The sequence below is a fragment of the Oceanobacillus caeni genome, assembly GCF_019037185.1.
GTDB classification, from domain to species: domain Bacteria; phylum Bacillota; class Bacilli; order Bacillales; family Amphibacillaceae; genus Oceanobacillus; species Oceanobacillus caeni.
This window is the reverse complement of record NZ_JAHHXM010000003.1, coordinates 179545-200420: the sequence shown is the minus strand read 5'-3', so window position 1 is coordinate 200420 and position 20876 is coordinate 179545. Positions and strand designations below refer to the sequence as shown.

25 protein-coding genes are annotated in these 20876 nt (G+C 32.3%); 11 read left to right on the top strand and 14 right to left on the bottom strand.

Going from position 1 to position 20876, the window contains the following annotated elements; translation table 11 throughout:
• Window positions 1–359 precede the first annotated feature (359 nt).
• The 3 genes from KM885_RS03580 (at window position 360) to KM885_RS03570 (ending at window position 4523) form a co-directional block, all read left to right on the top strand.
• A complete protein-coding gene (locus KM885_RS03580; RefSeq protein WP_216883529.1) occupies window positions 360–965 on the top strand; it encodes a superoxide dismutase in 606 nt (201 codons plus the stop codon).
• 98 nt (window positions 966–1063) lie between these two features.
• Window positions 1064–2335: an MFS transporter gene (locus KM885_RS03575; RefSeq protein WP_047183820.1), complete on the top strand. Its 1272-nt coding sequence runs from the start codon at window positions 1064–1066 to the stop codon at window positions 2333–2335.
• A 52-nt stretch (window positions 2336–2387) separates the two neighbouring features.
• A complete protein-coding gene (locus tag KM885_RS03570; RefSeq protein ID WP_204798722.1) occupies window positions 2388–4523 on the top strand; it encodes a peptidoglycan D,D-transpeptidase FtsI family protein in 2136 nt (711 codons plus the stop codon).
• Between the two features lie 131 nt (window positions 4524–4654).
• Here KM885_RS03570 and KM885_RS03565 read toward each other — a convergent pair whose 3' ends face one another.
• Window positions 4655–5215, bottom strand: coding sequence for an endolytic transglycosylase MltG (locus KM885_RS03565; protein ID WP_216883528.1), 561 nt, complete (start codon window positions 5213–5215; stop codon window positions 4655–4657).
• A 26-nt stretch (window positions 5216–5241) separates the two neighbouring features.
• Window positions 5242–5442, bottom strand: a complete 201-nt coding sequence (locus KM885_RS03560) for a hypothetical protein (protein ID WP_047183823.1) — start codon at window positions 5440–5442, stop codon at window positions 5242–5244.
• Window positions 5443–5687: 245 nt separating this feature from the next.
• On the opposite strand from KM885_RS03560, the gene rpmG reads away from it, so the two are divergent.
• The 6 genes from rpmG (at window position 5688) to KM885_RS03530 (ending at window position 11372) form a co-directional block, all read left to right on the top strand.
• Entirely contained in the window at window positions 5688–5837 is a 150-nt protein-coding gene (rpmG, locus tag KM885_RS03555) for a 50S ribosomal protein L33 (protein ID WP_026681152.1), read from the top strand.
• Between the two features lie 141 nt (window positions 5838–5978).
• A complete protein-coding gene (locus KM885_RS03550; protein WP_047183824.1) occupies window positions 5979–6167 on the top strand; it encodes a hypothetical protein in 189 nt (62 codons plus the stop codon).
• Between the two features lie 121 nt (window positions 6168–6288).
• Complete coding sequence (locus KM885_RS03545; RefSeq protein WP_216883527.1) at window positions 6289–7827, top strand: rhomboid family protein; 1539 nt, start codon at window positions 6289–6291, stop codon at window positions 7825–7827.
• A gap of 229 nt (window positions 7828–8056) precedes the next feature.
• Entirely contained in the window at window positions 8057–8248 is a 192-nt protein-coding gene (locus KM885_RS03540) for a YqgQ family protein (RefSeq protein ID WP_047183826.1), read from the top strand.
• 15 nt (window positions 8249–8263) lie between these two features.
• Window positions 8264–9229: an ROK family glucokinase gene (locus tag KM885_RS03535; protein ID WP_216883526.1), complete on the top strand. Its 966-nt coding sequence runs from the start codon at window positions 8264–8266 to the stop codon at window positions 9227–9229.
• Window positions 9230–9482: 253 nt separating this feature from the next.
• Window positions 9483–11372 (top strand): LTA synthase family protein, encoded by a 1890-nt coding sequence (locus KM885_RS03530; protein ID WP_244986892.1) that lies wholly within the window; start codon window positions 9483–9485, stop codon window positions 11370–11372.
• A 295-nt stretch (window positions 11373–11667) separates the two neighbouring features.
• Here the strand turns inward: KM885_RS03530 and KM885_RS03525 are convergent, their stop codons facing one another.
• Window positions 11668–11841 carry a DUF2759 family protein gene (locus KM885_RS03525; protein WP_083452615.1) on the bottom strand — a complete coding sequence of 58 codons (174 nt, stop codon included), beginning with the start codon at window positions 11839–11841 and terminating at the stop codon, window positions 11668–11670.
• 175 nt (window positions 11842–12016) lie between these two features.
• Between KM885_RS03525 and KM885_RS03520 the strand changes: the two genes are divergently transcribed.
• On the top strand, window positions 12017–12646 hold the full coding sequence (locus KM885_RS03520) for an MBL fold metallo-hydrolase (RefSeq protein WP_060669004.1): 630 nt from the start codon (window positions 12017–12019) through the stop codon (window positions 12644–12646).
• Window positions 12647–12986: 340 nt separating this feature from the next.
• On the opposite strand, the gene KM885_RS03515 is transcribed toward KM885_RS03520, so the two are convergent.
• The 9 genes from KM885_RS03515 to comGA all read right to left on the bottom strand — a co-directional run bounded on the left by KM885_RS03515 (window position 12987) and on the right by comGA (window position 17967).
• Window positions 12987–13229, bottom strand: coding sequence for a DUF2626 domain-containing protein (locus KM885_RS03515; RefSeq protein WP_047183830.1), 243 nt, complete (start codon window positions 13227–13229; stop codon window positions 12987–12989).
• Between the two features lie 75 nt (window positions 13230–13304).
• Window positions 13305–13997, bottom strand: a complete 693-nt coding sequence (locus KM885_RS03510; RefSeq protein WP_047183831.1) for a helix-turn-helix transcriptional regulator — start codon at window positions 13995–13997, stop codon at window positions 13305–13307.
• Window positions 13998–14109: 112 nt separating this feature from the next.
• Window positions 14110–14412 carry a hypothetical protein gene (locus tag KM885_RS03505; RefSeq protein ID WP_128715724.1) on the bottom strand — a complete coding sequence of 101 codons (303 nt, stop codon included), beginning with the start codon at window positions 14410–14412 and terminating at the stop codon, window positions 14110–14112.
• The gene (comGF, locus tag KM885_RS03500; RefSeq protein WP_052771612.1) at window positions 14399–14917 is read right to left on the bottom strand and encodes a competence type IV pilus minor pilin ComGF; all 519 of its coding nucleotides are present in this window, start codon (window positions 14915–14917) and stop codon (window positions 14399–14401) included. The genes KM885_RS03505 and comGF overlap by 14 nt, the downstream gene beginning before the upstream one ends.
• The gene (locus KM885_RS03495) at window positions 14865–15206 is read right to left on the bottom strand and encodes a type II secretion system protein (RefSeq protein ID WP_047183832.1); all 342 of its coding nucleotides are present in this window, start codon (window positions 15204–15206) and stop codon (window positions 14865–14867) included. Before KM885_RS03495 ends, comGF begins: the two co-directional genes overlap by 53 nt.
• On the bottom strand, window positions 15193–15639 hold the full coding sequence (gene comGD / locus KM885_RS03490; RefSeq protein WP_047183833.1) for a competence type IV pilus minor pilin ComGD: 447 nt from the start codon (window positions 15637–15639) through the stop codon (window positions 15193–15195). Before comGD ends, KM885_RS03495 begins: the two co-directional genes overlap by 14 nt.
• Entirely contained in the window at window positions 15620–15928 is a 309-nt protein-coding gene (gene comGC / locus KM885_RS03485; protein WP_047183834.1) for a competence type IV pilus major pilin ComGC, read from the bottom strand. The genes comGD and comGC overlap by 20 nt, the downstream gene beginning before the upstream one ends.
• 13 nt (window positions 15929–15941) lie before the next feature.
• Window positions 15942–16994: a competence type IV pilus assembly protein ComGB gene (gene comGB / locus KM885_RS03480; RefSeq protein WP_060669005.1), complete on the bottom strand. Its 1053-nt coding sequence runs from the start codon at window positions 16992–16994 to the stop codon at window positions 15942–15944.
• Complete coding sequence (gene comGA / locus KM885_RS03475) at window positions 16942–17967, bottom strand: competence type IV pilus ATPase ComGA (protein WP_047183836.1); 1026 nt, start codon at window positions 17965–17967, stop codon at window positions 16942–16944. Before comGA ends, comGB begins: the two co-directional genes overlap by 53 nt.
• Before the next feature lie 146 nt (window positions 17968–18113).
• Between comGA and KM885_RS03470 the strand changes: the two genes are divergently transcribed.
• The gene (locus KM885_RS03470; RefSeq protein WP_047183837.1) at window positions 18114–18293 is read left to right on the top strand and encodes a YqzE family protein; all 180 of its coding nucleotides are present in this window, start codon (window positions 18114–18116) and stop codon (window positions 18291–18293) included.
• A gap of 63 nt (window positions 18294–18356) precedes the next feature.
• Here the strand turns inward: KM885_RS03470 and KM885_RS03465 are convergent, their stop codons facing one another.
• Together KM885_RS03465 and KM885_RS03460 are read right to left on the bottom strand one after the other, a co-directional pair.
• Entirely contained in the window at window positions 18357–19130 is a 774-nt protein-coding gene (locus tag KM885_RS03465) for a YqhG family protein (RefSeq protein ID WP_047183838.1), read from the bottom strand.
• The gene (locus KM885_RS03460; RefSeq protein WP_047183839.1) at window positions 19117–20769 is read right to left on the bottom strand and encodes a DEAD/DEAH box helicase; all 1653 of its coding nucleotides are present in this window, start codon (window positions 20767–20769) and stop codon (window positions 19117–19119) included. The genes KM885_RS03465 and KM885_RS03460 overlap by 14 nt, the downstream gene beginning before the upstream one ends.
• Between the last annotated feature and the right edge of the window lie 107 nt (window positions 20770–20876).

Here is a 20876-nt window from a genome sequence, read left to right as displayed (position 1 = left end):
TCTCACTTGTTTTCTATTTATAAACACAAAAATGACGTAGGTGAGTTTTTCCCACCAACGTCATTTATTGTACAACCTATATAATATACTTGTTTTTTATTTGCGTAAATTTTTATCCCTCTTAATCGGGCAGTAAAACTAGTTGGGAGATCAACTGCCCGTAAAGGTCCGATAAGTATGACTAACCATAAGTGGGAGATGAAAGAAAACCCCGCTTATGGAAGTCTTCTTGATTTAACTATTTTTCATCTTTGTAAGGCAAAATATTTGCAACTATGTGATAGCAATGATAATCTTCTAGTTAAAGGGTGATAAACCTGAATTATCCATTTTAAATTTATTAAGGGAGGAAGATTTTTATGGCTAAATTTGAATTACCAGAATTACCATATGCATATGATGCATTAGAACCAACAATTGACAAGGAAACAATGAATATTCATCATACGAAACACCATAACACTTATGTAACAAATCTAAATGAAGCTGTTGAAGGAATTTCCGAATTAGAAGGAAAATCAGTTGAAGAATTAATCAGTAATTTAGATGCTGTTCCAGAAGCAAAACGTACAGCGGTACGCAATAATGGTGGTGGACATGCTAACCATAGTTTATTCTGGAAAGTTTTATCACCAAATGGTGGTGGTGAACCAACTGGTGAACTAGCTGAAAAGATTAATGCTAAATTTGGTAGCTTCGACAAATTCAAAGAAGAGTTTGAAAATGCTGCTAAAACACGTTTTGGTTCTGGTTGGGCTTGGCTAGTATCCAATAACGGTGAATTAGAAGTTATGAGCACTCCAAACCAAGATTCTCCACTTATGGAAGGTAAAACTCCTTTATTAGGTGTAGACGTTTGGGAACATGCATACTACCTAAAATATCAAAACAGACGCCCTGAATACTTAGCAGCATTTTGGAATGTTGTTAACTGGGATGAAGTAGCTAAAAACTACAAAGGTTAATAGCAAGTAATTTAAAAACACGTGGTATTTTACCACGTGTTTTTTTGCATATCTGACAATTATTCGCCAAGACTAACTTATTAAAGGAGTAGTTAGATATGGCGAAATTCATTCAAGCATTTGAAAACAAAATGGACGTTAATCGTGATTTATTATTACTATTACTAATAGGTGGCCTTTATTCCTTAGGTATTTTTCTTTCCAATACGTTTGTCAATATCTATTTATGGAGACAATCCGGAGATTATATTACGATTGCAGTTTATAATCTAGGAATTAATCTATTTCAAGCTCTAACCTTTATATTAGCAGGAAGGTTAGCTAAAAAAGTTGATCGGATTATAGTCCTAAGATTAGGTGTTATATTTTTGTCTGTGTTTTTCCTAAGTGTATTAATTATTGGAGAGAAAGCTTCTTATTTTAATTTTTTATTAGGTTGTTTATTAGGGATAGGTTATGGTTTTTATTGGTTAGCTTTTAATGTATTAACTTTTGAAATTACGGAACCGGATACAAGAGACTTTTTTAATGGGTTTTTAGGAGTTCTTCAATCTTTAGGTGGGATGATTGGTCCACTATTTGCAGGATTAATTATCGCGAAGTTAGACGGTAATGTAGGTTATACAACTATTTTTACTATTTCGTTTATATTATTTATTTTTGCAGTTATATCCAGTTTCTTTTTGAAACGAAGAAGTGCAAAAGGGGACTTTTACTTTAGAAGAATTCTATATGAGAGGAAAAATAATAAAAACTGGAGCAGAATATTATACGCTCATTTTTTTCAAGGTATACGAGAAGGAGTATTTGTTTTTGTTATATCTATTTGGGTGTTTATTGTAACAAAAAGTGAGTTTGCTCTGGGTACCTTCAACTTAGTTCTATCCGGGTTATCGGCCGTATTATATTTTATTGTGACTAAATATATAAAACCGTCGAGGAGAAAAAAAGCTATCCTAATCGGTGCTCTTCTTTTGTATATCTCGATTTTTATTATTTTATTTAATGTAAATTATTTATTACTTATTTTATATGCCATAGTCATAGGTATTGCTTATCCGATTATAAATGTACCCTATGTTTCTCTGACGTATGATGTTATTGGAAAGGCATGGAAAGCTGGAGAACTAAGAATAGAATATATCGTTGTTCGTGAGTTATTTCTAAATGTGGGGAGGATTGTTTCTGTACTGATTTTCTTACTGTGTGTTTCTCTTTTTGATGCAGAAAAAATCATTCCTATTCTTTTAGTAGTTTTTGGGGCCGGTCATTTAATTATTTATCTATATGTAAGGAATATATCAATGGGTAGTTCTTCTCGAAAGGAAATATTAATGAAAGAGCAATTAACTGACGAAAAAGATCGGTAAATATGGTAAAATGTCTATGATTGATTGCATTTTAAATTTTGGGGGAGAACATATGTCAAAAATACGGAAGAAAAAGAAAAAGGCACAATTACCCTTCCGAATAAATATATTGTTCTTTGTTATCTTCTTGTTGTTCTCTGTTTTGATTTTGCAACTTGGTGTAGTTCAAATTTTAAATGGAGAAGCTTTTCAAAAAGAAATAGAAAGAACAATTCAAGATACAACAAAAATTCCTGTACCAAGAGGGAAAATCTATGACCGTAACCATAACCTTATCGTGGATAATGAACCAGTCTACTCTATTACGTATACACCAGAAAAAGGAGTTCAAGCTGAAGATCGACTCAAAGTAGCAAAGCGATTAGCCGATTTTATTACGCTTGTACCTAAGGATGAAAATCCAGAAAAATATTTGGATAAAAAATTAACAGAAAGAGATTTAAAAGAATACTGGTATTTGTTAAATAAAAAAGAGGCAGATAGCAGACTTTCTGAAAAAGATATAGAAGAGTTGAGTAATGCAGAGGCTTATAATAAAACGTTAGATTTAATTACGGAAGAAGAAATAAGTAATTTTTCTCTTCATGATAAAGAGATTATCGCTATAAAAAAAGAGATAGACAAAGCTTATTCCTTAAGTCCACAAATTGTTAAAAATGAGGGAGTAACAGCAGAAGAATATGCTTTAGTTTCTGAACACTTATCTGAACTTCCAGGAATTAATGCTACAACGGATTGGAATCGTAATTATCCTTATGGTGAAACATTACAGAGTTTGTTAGGTGCTGTCACGACACAGGAAGAAGGTATCCCTGCTGAGAAAAAAGACTATTTCTTAACGCGAGGTTACAGTAGGAATGATCGTGTTGGAAAAAGTGGATTAGAACAGTATTATGAAGATGTATTAAGGGGAAGAAAAGAGCAAATTGAATATACAACAACAAAAAATGGTGTTATTGTTGGTTCTGATACAGTTGTAGAGGGACAGCGCGGTAAAGATTTAGTATTAACGATTGACATGGATTTTCAGAAAGAAGTAGATAAAATTGTACAAGAGGAATTATTGGCCGCAATAAGAAAACATCCTGGTGCAAATAGACATTTAGACCAAGCTCTTGCGGTTGTGATGAATCCGAAGACTGGTGAATTACTAGCTGTATCTGGTCAACGTTATGATCGTTCTGAAGGGAAATTTCATAATGAATCATTCAGGACTTTATATGATTCACACCGTCCTGGATCAACTGTAAAGGGAGCGACGGTGTTATCTGGTTATGAATCAGGTGTTATTAAACCCGGACAGACTTTTTACGATAGTCCAATTAAAATAGCGGGTACACAAAAGAAATCATCATGGAAAAATTTAGGTACGGTAAGTGACTTAGATGCGTTAAAGTTTTCTTCAAACGTATATATGTTCTATATTGCTTTAAGAATGGGTGGGGATTATCGTTACCCATTTCCAAATAACAAAACTGCTTCAATAGATACCAATGCATTTCAGCAATTTCGCCATTATTTTGCGCAATTTGGTCTAGGATCTAGTACAGGAATTGATTATCCGTATGAAGCTACAGGATATGTTGGAACAGAGCTCATAGGAGGAAAACTGTTAGACTTTGCGATTGGTCAGTTTGATACGTACACTACTATGCAATTAGCTCAATATGTTTCCACTATTGCTAATGACGGGTATCGTGTTAAACCACATTTCTTAAAAGAAATACGAGAGTCAAATGGTACAGATGAAACATTAGGTTCCGTCTATCGTGTGGAAAATTCAACAGTACTTAATCGAATAGAAATGGATCATATTGACCGAGTGCAGGAAGGGTTTAGAAGAGTTTTTCAAGTGCCTGGAGGAACAGCATACTCTTACTTTGCGGGTAAAAGCTATAACCCGGCTGGTAAGACTGGAACAGCTCAAAGTGATTATTATGATCCTAAAACAGAAACATTATATACAACGGAGAATCGTTCCTTAGTTGGATATGCTCCATTTGATAATCCTGAAATTGCCTTCGCAATCATTGTACCTAACTTAGGGCCGAATGTTAGTGGACAATATCCTGTTAATAATGTAATTGGTGAACGGATTTTGGACACTTATTTTGAAATGAAACAAAAAGAAGACAAACTAGGCGATAAGATTAAAGACGAAAATCATGAGGAAGAAAATACACAATAAAAAACCATAAACCTCTTTGAGGTTTATGGTTTTTTACGAAGAAGAAAATTTTATCCCCCGGGCAGTAAGACTCCTACCCGGGGGACAAGGAAGGTAGGTGGGAAATCAACTACCCGTAAAGGTCCTTTTCTTTAATAATTCATTAATGCTTGTGCTAACTCATAGTAGCTCATGTCACTAGTTACTTTTGTTTCTTTAGCTTTTACTTTTAAGCTATAGTCATGTTTTTCAAGGTATTTTGTGAAATCGGAAGCCTTATCGATAATTCCATTTTCCTCAAGAATGTTGCTAATGGAAGAAGTTGGCATTCCAGATTCGACGTTTAAAACATAAGATTTATTTTCATCTTCTTTTTTATCTTCTTTTTCATCTTTTTTTGCTTGTTCATCGTCAGTTTCATTTACTTCTTTCTCTTTATCCTTGCTTTCATCTTTCTTTTCGGATTTCTCTTTGTCAGAATTCTTATCCGCCTCATCAGAATTTTGCTCCGGTTTATTCTCATTTGGATTAACAGTCATAGCAATATATTCATCATTTGAAACCACATGATAGCCTTCCTCTTCTATAACAGGAATTAATTCTTCAGCTGATAGGTTGTTTTCCTTCTTATTATCGGAAATGAGAACTACACCTAACATAATAATTCCTGCTGTTAACAATCCAAGTGAGAAAAATCTCACAAGCTGCTTCATTTAAATCACCTTTAATTCCTTATTATTTATATCTTTTCTATACCATCAGACAGTAATTCTTCTTCCAATATCTTAACTTTTTTCTTCATTTGATATGTATCCTGCATTGTAGTAATGGAAAGTTGTTCCACCTGACTTTCTAGTTCTTCTATTCTATCATTCATGAAAAATGATAATACAAAAAGAACAACCGCCACAGCTAAAATAGAAACTACTGCATAAATCATCTATATTCCTCCTCTACCATTATTAGTTATAACATAGAATGATACTGGATACCAATGGTAATTATAGGTTTAGCTAAAATTCATTCTTAAACTCAAATAAAATATTCGAAATAAGGTTCGCTTTTTTGGTGGTTTGTTAAATATTTTAAATTTCATTCTTGATTGTAAGCAGAAACTCTGATATTATTATTAAAGTCTAAACGAAATGTTCATTTTTCTAGTTTTTATAGTTTGGAGGGAAAAACATGCGCGTAAACATTACTTTAGCTTGTACTGAAACAGGTGATCGTAATTATATTACAACAAAAAACAAACGTACAAATCCTGAGCGTATTGAGCTTATGAAATATTGTCCACGTCTTAAAAAACACACTTTACATCGTGAAACAAAATAATGGATAAAAATCCCCTGTCTATACGGACAGGGGATTTTTAATTTATTCCACCGAAACGGGCAAGTCTTCTTTATATGATAATGTATAAATACCTTCTCATTTCAAAAACTAATCAAAATATGAGTAAAAGAAGGTGTGAACATGAAAGGAATAACTTCGCTAGTTTCTTTATTTATCGCGATCTATTATGTTTATAAAAATCGATATCGAATTTTTAATTTTATTATGAAAGTGAACTTCTTACGTAAATATGCAGTACGAATCTCTATGAGTATTCCAAATTTACGTTATAAACTTTTGCCAAGTATATTTGATATGGAAAGCGAATAATAAAAAAACGTTTGGGAAAAGAAGTTGCTTTTTATTGCAACTTTTTTTTTGCAGAAAAAAAGGCCAAGTTTTCTAATCGTAAATACAACTGTTATGATATAAGGGGGAGGAAGGTGAATAAATGGACACGAATGATTCGTACATAATGCATACTATCGCATCCAAGTTAGTTAATCGAGAAGGTTATGAAGTAATACATATTAACCCAAAGGAAATTTGGTTAGAACAATATAAAAATAAACATTCCAATATCGTTAGACTAACTTTAAATGGATACGATTGGAAAAATCATTTAAAAAAGGATATTTTTATTGTCTTACAAAAAGTTAGTAAAATGAAACGTCCCTTTAAAAGTAGGAAAATGACATTATTTAATGTATATATTTCTTCTCAGTATCCAATAGATAGTTGGGAATATCTAAAAAAGCCAATTCAGCTAAAAGATAAAAATTTCATACAACATAAGATGTTTTACATACATAAAGAAGATAAGGAACAAGAAATATTAAGACTCCAACATTCTATTGATACGGATTCTTTTGAAATAAATGATAAACTACCGGATTCAGAGAAAGAAAAGCAAATTCATATTAATCGAGAACAACTAATAAATAAACGGAAAAGTAAACAAGAAACGGTTGAAAAAGTTTTTTCTTATGGAAAGCCATTTTTCACATATGTTTTCATTATCATTAATTTATTGATGTTCTTTCTCCTTGAAGTAAAAGGAGGGAGTACTAATACGGATACTTTATTACAATATGGTGCTAAATATAATCCGGGTATGATAGAAGATAATCAATGGTGGCGTATACTTAGTTCGATGTTCATTCACATTGGCTTCTTCCATTTATTAATGAATGTAATGGCCATTTATTATTTAGGAATATTAGTAGAGAAAATGTATGGACGTTGGCGATTTTTATTTATATACTTACTATCGGGAATTGGAGGGGGACTTGCAAGCTTTGCATTTTCTGTCAACATTTCTGCAGGAGCCTCAGGAGCGATATTTGGATTATTTGGGGCGCTATTATTTTTCGGTTTCATTTATAGGGAAATATTTTTTCAAACATTAGGATCGAATGTACTGCTAATTCTAGCCATTAATCTTATACTTGGCTTTGTTGTCCAACAAATTGACATGGCCGCTCACATAGGTGGGCTAGTTGCTGGATTCATTGCATCTGCTATTATATTTCTTCCAAAAAAGAAAAAAATAGTTATTCAATTATTTGCTGCCCTTGTTTATGCAGTAAGTTTATTATACTTGGTTAATTTCGGGATTCACAATAACCTTAATAAACAAGAGTATCATTTAATGGTGCTAGAAGAATCCCTTTCGGATAAAGAATATGAAAAGGTTGTAAAAATTGCTAATGATGCATTACATGCAAAAGGAAATTCAGAAGCGATTATTTATTTTCAAAGATCTTACGCCTTTATTAAACTTAACCAAACAAATGAGGCAATCGCAGATCTTGAAAAAAGTATTCGTTATGAACCTTTACCTGAAGCCTATTATAATTTAGCATACCTATATTATGAAATAGGTGATGAAGAGAGAGCAAAGGAGAATGTTATTGAAGCCTACACAAGAAATCCGGAAAATAAGGATTTTATAAAATTATATGAAGAAATAACGGGGGAATCTTTGTAAACACACTATTCATTTAAGTATAGAAAATGATAATAAGTTTAAACTAAATCTATCATTATTCATATGCTAGGTGTGATCCTATAACGAAAATGTAAATTATACTAATAAAAGATTAGCAGTAGGTGAGTGTGATTAACTATCAGTGGGGGATGAAGAAAAACCCCCGCTGATGGAAGTCTTCTTTATATTACTTATTAAATTTGATATAATTAAAAATGGTGATTAATAAGTGAAAACAGTATTTGATGTCCAACAATTATTGAAGAGATTCCACACTTTCATTTATACTGGCGACCGTATAGGTGATTTAGAACTAATGGAAATGGAAGTTGTAGATCTCCATAAATTGGAATTTATTTCTAACGAAGATTATATACAAGCAAGGCTTATTTTGAAAAAAGAGAAGTCAAGACTTACTTAGATAAAGGAGAAACAAATGGGGAAAATTTTGGTCGGGGTAGATATCGGTGGTACTACTATTAAGTTAGGTTTTATAAATTTAAAAGGTACGATTATAGAGAAATGGGAAATACCAACAAATACCGCTAACAATGGTAGTGCGATTGTAGATGATATTTGGAAATCCATTCATGATAAGGTTGAAAATAATGGTAATGGAATATATGGAATTGGAGTAGGTGCTCCAGGTTTTATTGATGTGAAGTCAGGATATGTTTCGGAAGCGGTTAATATTGGTTGGAAAGGAATGGATTTAAAACAGCAATTAGAAAAGAGATCTAATTTACCTGTATTTGTTCAAAATGATGCAAATATTGCAGCTTTAGGGGAATATTGGATTGGGGCAGGGCAAGGTTCTTTAAATATGATTGCAGTTACACTTGGCACTGGAGTCGGCGGCGGAATTATTGTAAATGGTTCAATTTTAAATGGAGAAAATGGAATGGCTGGAGAAATTGGTCATATAAAAGTTGAACCAGAAGGTGTTCATTGTAATTGCGGTGGTAACGGATGTTTGGAAACTATTTGTTCTGCTACAGGAATAAAAAGACAAGGGATGGATTCCATTTTAACCAATCCCAATTCTAATTTGGCTCAGTATTACAGAGACAAGGGAGTAATCACTGCAAAAGATGTTATCGATTTTGCCAAGTCGGGCGATGAAACAAGTGTTGAAATAATTGATTACACCTGTGACGTTTTAGGTAAAGCTTTAGCAAACATCGGAACAGTAATTAATCCTTCTAAGATAATTTTTGGTGGTGGTGTTTCAAAAGCAGGGGAGTTCTTATTAGGAAAAATAGACAAGGCTTTTCGAAAATATGCAATTCCGAAGTTACATCAAATTTGTGAATTAAAAATAGCTCATCTTGGAAATGATGCCGGTATTCTCGGTGGAGCATTTTTAGTTAAACAAAGTTTAGAAGAGGAAAAATTCAACTAGTAGTGCATTCAACCTCTAAAATAATTGTTTACATACAACCATCCATATCGTTACATATAAATATTAAGAAATTGTAAAATTACTGAAACCTTTTTTAATTTTTATCGTCATATAATATAACGATAATTAGATAATTAGGTATACTATTAGGTCGGGTGATACCTAAGTTGGACTCAATCTGAAAAGAGTTTTATCCTTTTCTAATTGTTTAAAATGACGAATTTAATGTGGAATGGTCTAGGGGGTAATATCTTTGAATGAAAAAAGACCGAGAATACCGTTATATATAACTGCTAGTTTATTATTTGGTATAAAAACATATATTGTTTACCGATTTATGTTTAATATTGAACTCGATAATTCAATGCAGGAATTTATATTATTTATCAATCCGTTCGTTTCTGCATTTGTAATGTTTGCCATTTCTGTTTGGTTTAATAAACCATCTAGACAAATGAAATATATTCGGTATACGGGATTTGTAGCGTCTTTTATTGTTTTCGCAAATCTTGTATTCTATCGACAATTCACAGATTTTATAACAATTCCGCAATTATTTATGGGAAGTAATATGGCCGATTTAGGTTCAAGTATTTTAACATTAATAAAACCGTACGATTTCTTATTATTTATTGACACAGTTCTAATTTGGGTGTGGAGTAAACGAAAAGAAGAGTTCGTTAAAGTCTCTTATCAAAAAAGATGGAAAGTATTTGTGCTATCTATGTCCATGCTGTTATTAGCGGGAAACTTCCTTCTTGCAGAAATGGAAAGACCACAATTATTTACTCGAGGCTTTGACCGTGAATATTTGGTTAAAAACATTGGATTGTTTAACTACCATATTTACGATATTGTGCAGCATTCCAAAGCAGAATCCCAAAGAGTTTTCGCTGATGGTAATGAGTTAAATGATATTAAGTCTTTTATAGATGATAATGTGCGAATAAACGAGAAATCGAATATGTTTGGAGCGGCAGAAGGGAAAAATGTCATTTGGATTAATGCTGAATCTCTTCAATCTTTTGTAATTAAAAATGAACTGAACGGAGAAGAAGTTACGCCGTTTCTAAATAGTTTAATAGAAGATGAAGATACGTATTATTTCGAAAACTTTTACGAGCAAACAGGACAAGGAAAAACCTCGGATTCTGAATTCTTAGTAGAAAATTCTATGTACCCTCTATCTAGAGGGGCTGTATTCTTTACACACAGTACTAACGAATATCATGCTACTCCTGAAATTATTAAAGATGAAGGTTATAATTCAGCTGTATTACATGCCAATAGTGGAAGCTTCTGGAATAGATTTCAAATGTACGACAGTATAGGTTTTGATCATTTTTATGATGAAAACTCTTATGAAATTAATCCGGATAACTCAGTTGGATGGGGACTAAAAGATAAACCATTCTTTGAGCAATCCATTAAACATTTACAATCCATGGATAAACCATTTTATGCTAAATTAATTACATTAACAAACCATTTTCCTTTTGAATTAGGTGAAGAGGATCGTTCGATTGAACCATATCATTCTAATTCAAATACACTTAATAACTATTTTCCGGCCGTTAGGTATATGGATGAAGCAATTGAGGAATTTTTTACACTGCTTGAGTCTACCGATCTCTACGAAAATTCAATAATAGTCATTATGGGGGATCACATAGGAATAAGTGCAAACCATAATAAAGCAATGAGTATGTATTTAGACAAGGAAGAAATAACCCCGTATGATCAAGTTCAATTACAAAGAGTTCCACTACTTATCCATATTCCGGGGGATGGAAACGGAAAAACGATATCAACCGTGTCTGGACAAATTGATATTAAACCAACGATTTTAAGTCTTCTTGGAATAGATACAAAAAATGATATTTATTTCGGAAATGACTTATTTGCTAAAAATAGGAAGAGTTACATTGCTTTACGCAACGGTGATTTTATAAGCAATGAATTTATTTTTACTGCAGGTACTTGTTACAATCGTGAAACGGGTGAGATAATAGAAGAAGATACGAATAAAGGTATAGAAAAAGTAAGTAGTTGTAACGAAATTAGAAATAATGTTGAAACAGAGTTACAGCATTCAGATGATTTGATTTATGGAGATCTACTTCGATTTTATGATTTTGACTGATTTTATCCCACCTAAGCAGGCAGTAGGACTCCCATTTCAGGCTTCAGAAACAAAGAAGGTGGGAGGGAGATCAACTACCCGTAAAGGTCTGATATGAACGACTAACCATCAGTGGGGATGAAGGAAAACCTCTACTGATGGAGGTCTTCTTTATGAAAATACGTGTAGAAAAAAGCTGCTTTATAAAAAGCAGCTTTTTTCAATGAATAAGAAGGTTATTAAATTTCAGCCTATTATACTTTTCTTTGGAAAGGACACGTCCGCGAAGCGCTAGAGGGCGCTTACACCTCTGTTCTTACCCGGCTAATTCGGAGATAATCGTTGCGATAGAAAAGAAACCAAATACTAACGCAGCAAGAGCGGAAAAGATTAGCGCGAACGCATTTTTATATTTCAGTTGGCGTACAACTGAGACTACCGCTAATAAGGCAACTAGAAGACATATTATTCCAAATACAATGTGTGACATTTTTTAAATACCCCCTTTTGCTAATTCTCCCTAATAGATAACCTTTGATTTGGGAATTACATTTATATTATTATGTAATTAAATATACATATTCATTTTATAGTAATATATGGATTTTGTCGAGGTATATACATGTTTTTACATATATATAAATTTATTTATTTGGAGGTATATCATGGAGGTTTTAACTTTATCTCTTGGACCTTTAGGAACAAATTGTTACATTATCATCTCTGCGGGAGAAGCACTTATTATTGATCCGGGTGGAGAAGCAAGTAAAGTAATAGAGATGTTAACAAGTAAAAATGCAACACCTAAAGCAATCCTATTAACTCATGCACATTTTGATCACATTGGTGCAGTGGAAGATTTAAGAAACCATTATAACATTGAAGTGTACTTACATGAAAATGAAAGGGATTGGTTACTAGATCCTCAATTAAATGGTTCATTTAAATTTGTTGGAAATGAGATTAAAACAGAAAAACCAGAACATTATTTATCTGAAGGGAATTTAACTATTTCGTCATTTATTTTTGAAGTAAGACATACACCAGGACATTCACCGGGAAGTGTAAGTTTTGTATTTGAAAAGGAACAATGGGTTTTCGGTGGAGACGTGTTATTCTACGGTGGTGTTGGACGAACTGATCTTTTAGGAGGGGACATGTCACAACTTATTCAATCGATTCAAAATAAATTTTATAGCCTTCCTGATGACTTTACTGTTTATCCAGGTCATGGACCTAAAACTTCTATTTTATTCGAGAAGAGTAATAATCCTTTTGTTCCATACCGCGTGTAAAGAGGATGTTTAAAAGGTCCGGTAAAAGTGATATTTCAAATATTTTCGTTCGTGCTAGCGGAACTTCCTAAAGCCGCCTGCGTCCTGTGGGTAACGTAGAAGTCAGCACATCCTGTACAGGTCCGTTCCTCATGTATTAACTGCATATGTTTCAGTACCGGAAGCATCGTCGCTTCGAGCTACCATGCGAAGGAAACGAATTAAAGGAAGGTCGACTAAAAATAGACTTTACGATCTTAGCCGACCTCAGTTCTTTTTATTCGGCTTTTTGAACACGCACATAAATGGAAAAATAAAAATCCTACACGAATAAAGTGTAGGATTTTTTCTGGCGCTCATTCTAGTGTCCGAACCCTGGTACTAGTATAAATTCGGAATACCACGTAAAGCCAATCATAAATACGGTACAATACGCTCCGAATAGGTACATATACATTCTTTCAGACAATCTTAAATAACCCAATGTAAGGAAAAACACCGTTTGAACGAGGAATAATAGCGCCGTTCCAACCATATCACCAACATAGAACATGACTGTGAATATACCTGTCCAAAAGGCAAGAACACGGAACATACGATCCATGCGATTTCCCCCCTTTTAAGATAACGTTATCAAACAATATTATAAACAAGATTTTCCATCTTGTAAATGAATCTGTTAATAATTTGCTAGTAAATTTGCAGAATAGGAACAACTATCACAACGATGGGCGAACATGTTTTCTTCCTCTATCAACTCAACTTCCGTAAATAATACTTCTAACATTCCTTTTATGAAGGCATAATGCATATCACAAATTAAAGGTTGATTTTTTGCTGCTAATTCTCCAAAAGGGCAGTTATTTACTTGAAATTTTATCGTATGCTTTTCTTCGTTGCAAAAGAAATTGGAATAGAGTCCCATCATAGTGGAGGCTTCTTCAAGAATGTTCAACTTTTGTTCCGTAGATAAATTTTTTGCATGAACACCATCCATAATATTCTTTCCATATTTTTCACCGATCGTATATAAGGTTTTTCTACCGATATCTCCCATTTCTGCTAAAGAATCGATAAGAATGGAGGAGAGGAGTTTATAGTCACGGTATGGAAAATTTAATTCAATAACTTTATTTGATAAGAAATAAACTTTATTTGGTCTACCACCTTTTCCAGTTTTTTTGGAATAGGATGTTACTAATTGAATGTCTTCTAATTTCGAAAGGTGTAGTCTGGCCACATTTGGATGAATATCGAATTCACCTGCAATTTCCGCAACGTTGACTTCCTTATGTTTTTTAAGCATATATTGATAAATATTGTAACGAGTCGGATCACTAAGTATACTTGTTACCTTTAGTGTTTGGTTCATGTTAAACACCTCACAATTTTTATATACTATTATTATAGTTGAAATATTATTATAGATGGGTAAACTAAATAAAATGTAATAAAATATACATAAGTAAAGAAAAAAAGGTCCTTTACGATTGAGTATCTACTATATTGGCAGTATAAGAAAAGGTGTATTTAAATTCTAATTCTTTAGTTGTGATGATGTATACAAAATCATATAGGTTTTCGGATTCTTCTGTTATGTGAATAATCACCTTTCCATCAGGGAAATCATATTGAACAGTTGAGGGAATAGTCGAATTTGTTGACAATATTTCTTGATTGAATTTCATTTGACTCATTTGAAATAATGTTTCGATACGAATATGTTCTAGATAATGGTCAGTGAGATATAGATCATTGCGATAAAGCAGAATACTAGATGTAATCATTATAAAAACTAGACTTACCACAAATAGTACGTAAGGTAACATGAACCCGTTTTGGTTTCTGGTAAAAGACAATAACCTTTTCATAAGTCTCTCCTAATGTATTTCTTATCCTTAATCGAATTCCATAGGGATTTGAATCCATTGATAATTTCTCAATATTTTGTAACAATATTTCATGCCCTTTTCTGTCAACTTGCCTGCGGATGAGGCTACCGTATTGTTCAATAAGAATTTCGGAATCATGTTGAATTAGTTTTAATTTATTTCCTTCTATCTTGATATCATTAGAAGAGATTACTTCATCTCTTATGAACTGAAAAAACTGTTGTGTTGATAGTTCGTTATGATTGGATGATAAGTGACTTGTTGATTGAAGTAAATAAGCGAACATCGGTAAGGTCATACTTACTATAGCTAGTGCAAAAAACATCGAAATATATGAGAATCCTTTTTCACTTTTTAGCCAGTCCTTCCAAACAAAACGTTTCATTTGTTTTTCTTGCATTTTCCCATTGTGCACATCCTTTAATGAACTTATTTTCTTCTGTGAAAGTGTATTGGACTATTCTTCCATTATAATTTCGTTTTGAAAAAGTGTTTGGTAACGATTTATTGTTCCAAATAAAGGGCTGTAATTCATCATGTAATTCGTATGCAATCGACCGTCGATCACTTAGAACTGTTTCTTCTTTTTTAATTTGTGTAATGATTGGCACAAATACCATTACTAAAATCATAAAAATTCCTGTTGCGATTAAAATTTCAATTAATGTAAATCCGTTAATTTTCGACAATATTCATTCTCCCTTTTCCTAGTGGAAAGACTAAATGATAAGTTGATTGATTTGTTCTTATTACTATTATTTTTCTGTTCACAATCGTTCCTGATGTTTTAAAAATAATATTATTATTTTCCCTAGTATCGATAGTAACCCCTTCAGGATAATATCGATTCAATATAACTTCTTCACCTTTTCTTAAGTTATAATGATCTTTAAAAAAGGTAATACGAACAAAATCTTCCGTAGTGGTTGAAAGATTTTGTAAATATAAAACATCTGATTCAAGAACCGTTAAAAATTGTTGATCTTGAATATTTTTTAAGCTAGGTACCTTGATGATTGGGCTAATTAGAACCATTATGGAAACTATTGCTAACACAAAAAGAAGCTCGATTAAAGTAAAACCATTCTTTTTAGTCTTTTGATCAATTACCGATTTTAACATTATTATTTCCATCTAATACTAGACTTTTTCCGTTTGGACATTTGGTTTGATCATTCGTTATATACCCTTTACTTTTTAAATCATTAATACTAGTCGGATAATCATTATTCTCTAGATAGTACGCATCTACTTGTCCTTGTACTAATGATTTTAAAGCGTCACATCCTTTTTCATTTACTTCTGCACTTCTTCCACCTAAATTGGGAACGATAAGAATGATCAACACAGAAATTATCAACAAAACAATTAGCATTTCTACTAGTGTAAATCCACGATTATTATTAAACATTTGAAACCACTCCTTAAACCGTTTTAATTAATTGAAACATTGGCCACATTAATGAGATATAAATAAAGATAATAAGCCCTCCAATAATGATTAAAAAGATAGGTTGTACCCATGTTAAAATTTTTAATGTCTTTGCTTCTATATCTTCCATTAATAGCTCGGCATACACAGAAAGATCCATTTCTAATGCTTCCATATCTGTATCTTGTTGAAAGATAGAAATCAAGTGTTTGTCTAATAAGTGCAATTGAGACAAAACAAAACTTAAATGAATTCCTTGACTTAATTCATTGGTTAATAATGTGGAATAGTAAGAAATGATAGGGAGTTTTGGTTGGTTCGCCATATGTTGTAGAATTTCTTTAAAAGACATGCCGGTTTTAAGAAGGGAAGAGAAATGAGAAGCAAAAAAATAGGAGGTTTGTATCTTTAAGTAGTATCTATACAATGGGATTTTTAAATAAATTTTTAGTTGTTTTTGTATACTTAGTTTTTGTTGAATAAAATACCATAAAATAAAACAGAAACTGAACACTAAAATAGAAATGATGATGAAGGTTGTGACAAAATCGATTAACGTGACTGTATAATGGATAGATGAATTGGAATGGTAGTTACTATCAAAAATTTCAACAAAGGTTGGTAATACAGATTCTTTAATAAAGAATAGCAATGTAGAAAAGATAAAGATTAAAATTAATGGATACCGAATAATTTGTTTAAACTTTTTTGTATGCGTTATACGTTGCTGAAACATTTGTATTGCTTTTTCTAAGTTACCTTCTAGATCATTATTTGCTCTTACAAAAAATAAATATGATGTTATGGTCGGATGGAAATGGACATTTTCGAAAGCTTGATCAATGGTTTCCCCGTTTTTAAGGGAATCAATGATTTTAGTTGCATAAGTAGAGAGATGACTGTCCCATTTTATCTTTTCTAATGCAGTTAAGATTGGATAACCATTTTTTAATAAGCGTGACAATCGTTTTAGAAATCTAAGTTGTAGTTCATTATTCGGTCTCAACCTGTAATTCAAATAAAGTTTCTTTAGAGATAAATCCATATGCGTACGCCTTCTTTCTTAAGTGTTGAAATGAATGATAGTTTTTAATCTTTTTTACATCACCTCCTTTTAGCACATAATCGAGTATTTCTCCATCTAAAATTTCTAGAATTGCAGCACGTCTCATGACTTTTTTATTTATTTGTATTGGAACTAATTGGATAGAAGCCACTGCAATAAGAGTGTGTTGTAAGTCAATCTCCTTAATGTCTAAATCCCTTAAACGATGAATAGTACCGATTGAATTCTTCGCATGTAATGTGCTCATTACGAGATGACCAGTTAAAGCAGCTTCAAAAGCAAATTTTGCCGTATATTCGTCACGGATTTCACCAACCATGAGAATATCTGGGTCATGCCTAAGTGCAGCTTTTAGCCCTGTTTGATAAGTAATACCCGCTTTTTCATTGATTTGGACTTGGATAATATCTTGCATTTCTTTTTCGATGGGATCTTCTAATGATATGGTTTGATAGGAATCTTCCTGAAGAAGGGAATGAACTAAAGAATATAAGGTTGTGGTCTTCCCACTTCCAGTCGGCCCGGTAATCAGGATTATGCCTGATCGACGCTTTACCCATTTTTTTATTTGTTTGTACTGACTAGGAAATAAGAAAAGTTCGTTAAGGCTATGTGTTTGTTTTTGTGGGAGTACTCGAACAGCTAAGCTTTCTAATTGGTTGGTAGGGAGTGTTGAAAATCGAAGGGAGTATATCATGGAAGTATCGTGATGTTGGATTGTTCCGTTTTGTGGTTTTCGTGTTTCACCAATATCCATTCCGGAGCTAAATTTATAATAGGTAAGAAGTAGTTGATAATGATTCGTGGAAATCTTTTTATAGAAGACTCTTTTACCATTAATCCGGAAAAAAATATCGGTTTCCGTATTAAACGGGTAAAAATGAATATCAGATGCATGTTGTTCAATTGCCGCTGTTAATATGTTTCTTGAAAGTGTTATAGCAGAACTCAAATTTATTTCATCTCCTTTTATTTAATTGCTAATAGTCCTATTCGACATTATTTTTCAAATTCCTTCTTTTTTTTAATAAATATTTCAAAAACTTTTTGAATAGGTTTTCACCGATTAGTTAAATCTAAGGATATGGAGGTGAAGTTTTGAAAGGAAATGATTATATTAAATTTGTGACAGAGCAAGTTGTTTCTTATTTGGATTTACCAGCCGAAGAAAGACAAAAGCGTAAATTAGACCGTAAAAATACTAATTCCAACTTTTCCAATCATTGGTTTGGTGTGTTGCCATTTGCAATTAAATCGTTAAGAAAAAAGGCAGAATAGCATGACATATAGCTGTTCTGCCTTTTCCCGATAGCTCACTGTATAAGGGAATTTTTCTAATACCTATTCCGTTAAATAAAATATTCCGCCGTTAATAACTTCTTGGGAAATTACTGGATGATATCTCTCTTTAATTTCTTCTATCTCCTTTTCCATTTGTTCTAATTCCTCTGTCCTACCTTCATAAAAGTGTTGTACCGTTTTGATTTCTTCTTCTAATTCTTGTAATGACTCTAGAGCCCATTCATGTGTTTGATTTTCGATATAGGAGGATATTACCGATTCAATTCGTTTAAATCCACTTTGTAATTTAATTATTGGTGATATGGTATAACAATAATCAGAAATAGCCATTTGTAAAGGTAATTTCTGTAGATGGTCCATCATCTCTAATCGCATATTTCCGTTTACGAGTTGTAAACCAATAGAAATCATTTCATCTTTTTTCTGCTTTCCCTTATAACTCATTTTTAAATTTACTACTAACCAAGGGAATAGGGGGGTGTTTTGGTTTGACACTACTTTTTGAAAAAGCTTTGTATATTTTTCCTTTTCTTTAAGGTGATTAATAATTTGTTGTAATCTGGGACTTCCAAAGTGAATCCATTCCCCTTTTTCGTTCTTCTTATTCGGGTTTGTGATTAAGGTAAGGTCCATAGGCTGCCCTTGCTGTCCGATTTTTTTTATATAATGCCAATAAAAAGGGCGATTCATTAACGCTTGATCCATTTCTTCTGTTAATTGGATTTTTAGAATCCCATCTTTGTTTTCTAGTATTTGGCATCGATGTGACACAAAATAATCTTCTAAAAATTGATTTAAATTAGTGATAGCCATAATTTTGCCCCTCTTGTGATTGTTCCATTGAGCTTTTAATGATACTTGTTAGGTTATCCAATTTAATTTTTACTTCACCAATAGTTGACGATTCATTATAGATAGACTCTATTTCTGATTCCATATTTGAAATATTTAGTTCCTCTAAAATGGCATCAAGATTTCCGATTACTTGTTCAAATAAATTAATTTTCTCATATAGTAAAGTCATAATATGTTCTTCAATCGTACCTTTCGTAGCAAAATTATAAATTTGCACATCTTTTTCTTGCCCATAACGATGGATACGGCCGATTCGTTGTTCCAGGCGCATCGGATTCCAAGGTAAATCATAATTAATTAAGTGATTACAAAATTGCAAATTAATTCCTTCTCCGCCAGCTTCCGTTGCAATTAGAACTTGTGCATGATCTTGGAATAATTGTTTCATCCAATCTTTTTTTCCGCGTTTAAATCCACCTCGGAAAGGAACTGATGTAATTCCATGCTGCTTCAAAATCCATTGAAGATATATTTGGCTAGCACGATATTCTGTAAAAACAATAACCTTTTCATCACCGAACTGTTTGATTAGTTCCACTAATTTTTCTGCTTTTGAATGATGTGGAAGTTTTTCAATTTTCGAATTAACTTGTTCGATGAAGGGGTTTGGATTTGTTTCATTCAATTTTTTCAAGGAAAGATAACAAGCTTCTCGAGATGAGCAAATTTCTCGTAGAAAAGTAATCTTCGAGAAACTTGAAAACCCAGCAAAGGCTGATTCCAGTTCGCTATATACTTCCTTTTCTTCTTGCTTAAAATCAATCCAAACGGTTTGAATATTTCTTTTCGTGCTACTTAGCGTTGTATTTTGTCTTGTATTACGAATCATTACTTTTTGTATGAGTTGTTTCAAATAAGCATCCTGTTTGATTTTATTCCGATCTTTACCATAGTTTTCCAAAAAGGATTCATAATTGCCTAAATGACCAGGTTTTAAAATCGAAATTAAGTTAAAAATTTCTATTAATTGATTTTGAACTGGGGTTGCTGTCAATAGTAGACAATATTTCTTTTTTAACGATCGAACAAATTCATAGTTTTTTGTTTTATGGTTTTTAAGTTTATGCGCCTCATCGATTAGAATAAAATCATAATCAATATCTAAAATCTTTTCCCTATGGGGAGAACGTTTTGCTGTATCAAGTGAGGATATGATAATATTTTGGTCCCAACTATAATTCTTTCGATGTGCTACAGCTGGAATATAAAATTTTTCATTGAGCTCTTTGACCCATTGACTTACCAAAGAAGCAGGAACTAAAATAAGTGCATTTTTTACTAATCCACGAATCATGTATTCTTTTAAAATAAGTCCAGCTTCAATCGTTTTTCCGAGACCTACTTCATCTGCTAATATCGCTCTTCCATTCATTGTTTCAATTACTTGTTCTGCTGCTTCAACTTGATGATCTAAAAACTTGACATGAGGTAGATATTCAAAAGCTCTTAACCCTTTAAATTCGGGAGTAATAGTAGTTAACTCAGCATGGTACGCCATAGAAAAAAGTTCCCAACTAGAATATGGTCCGTCATTTTCCAAAATTGATTCTAATTCGGTTATAAATGTTGTATCTTTATTAACTTGAATAGAATCCATAAAATACTCCTTTTATTTAATGAATTTATAATTTTAGTTTTCAAAGTAATTGTAAGAAGTAATATAAAAATCGTTTTTACATATATTTTAGTATAACCAATAATATT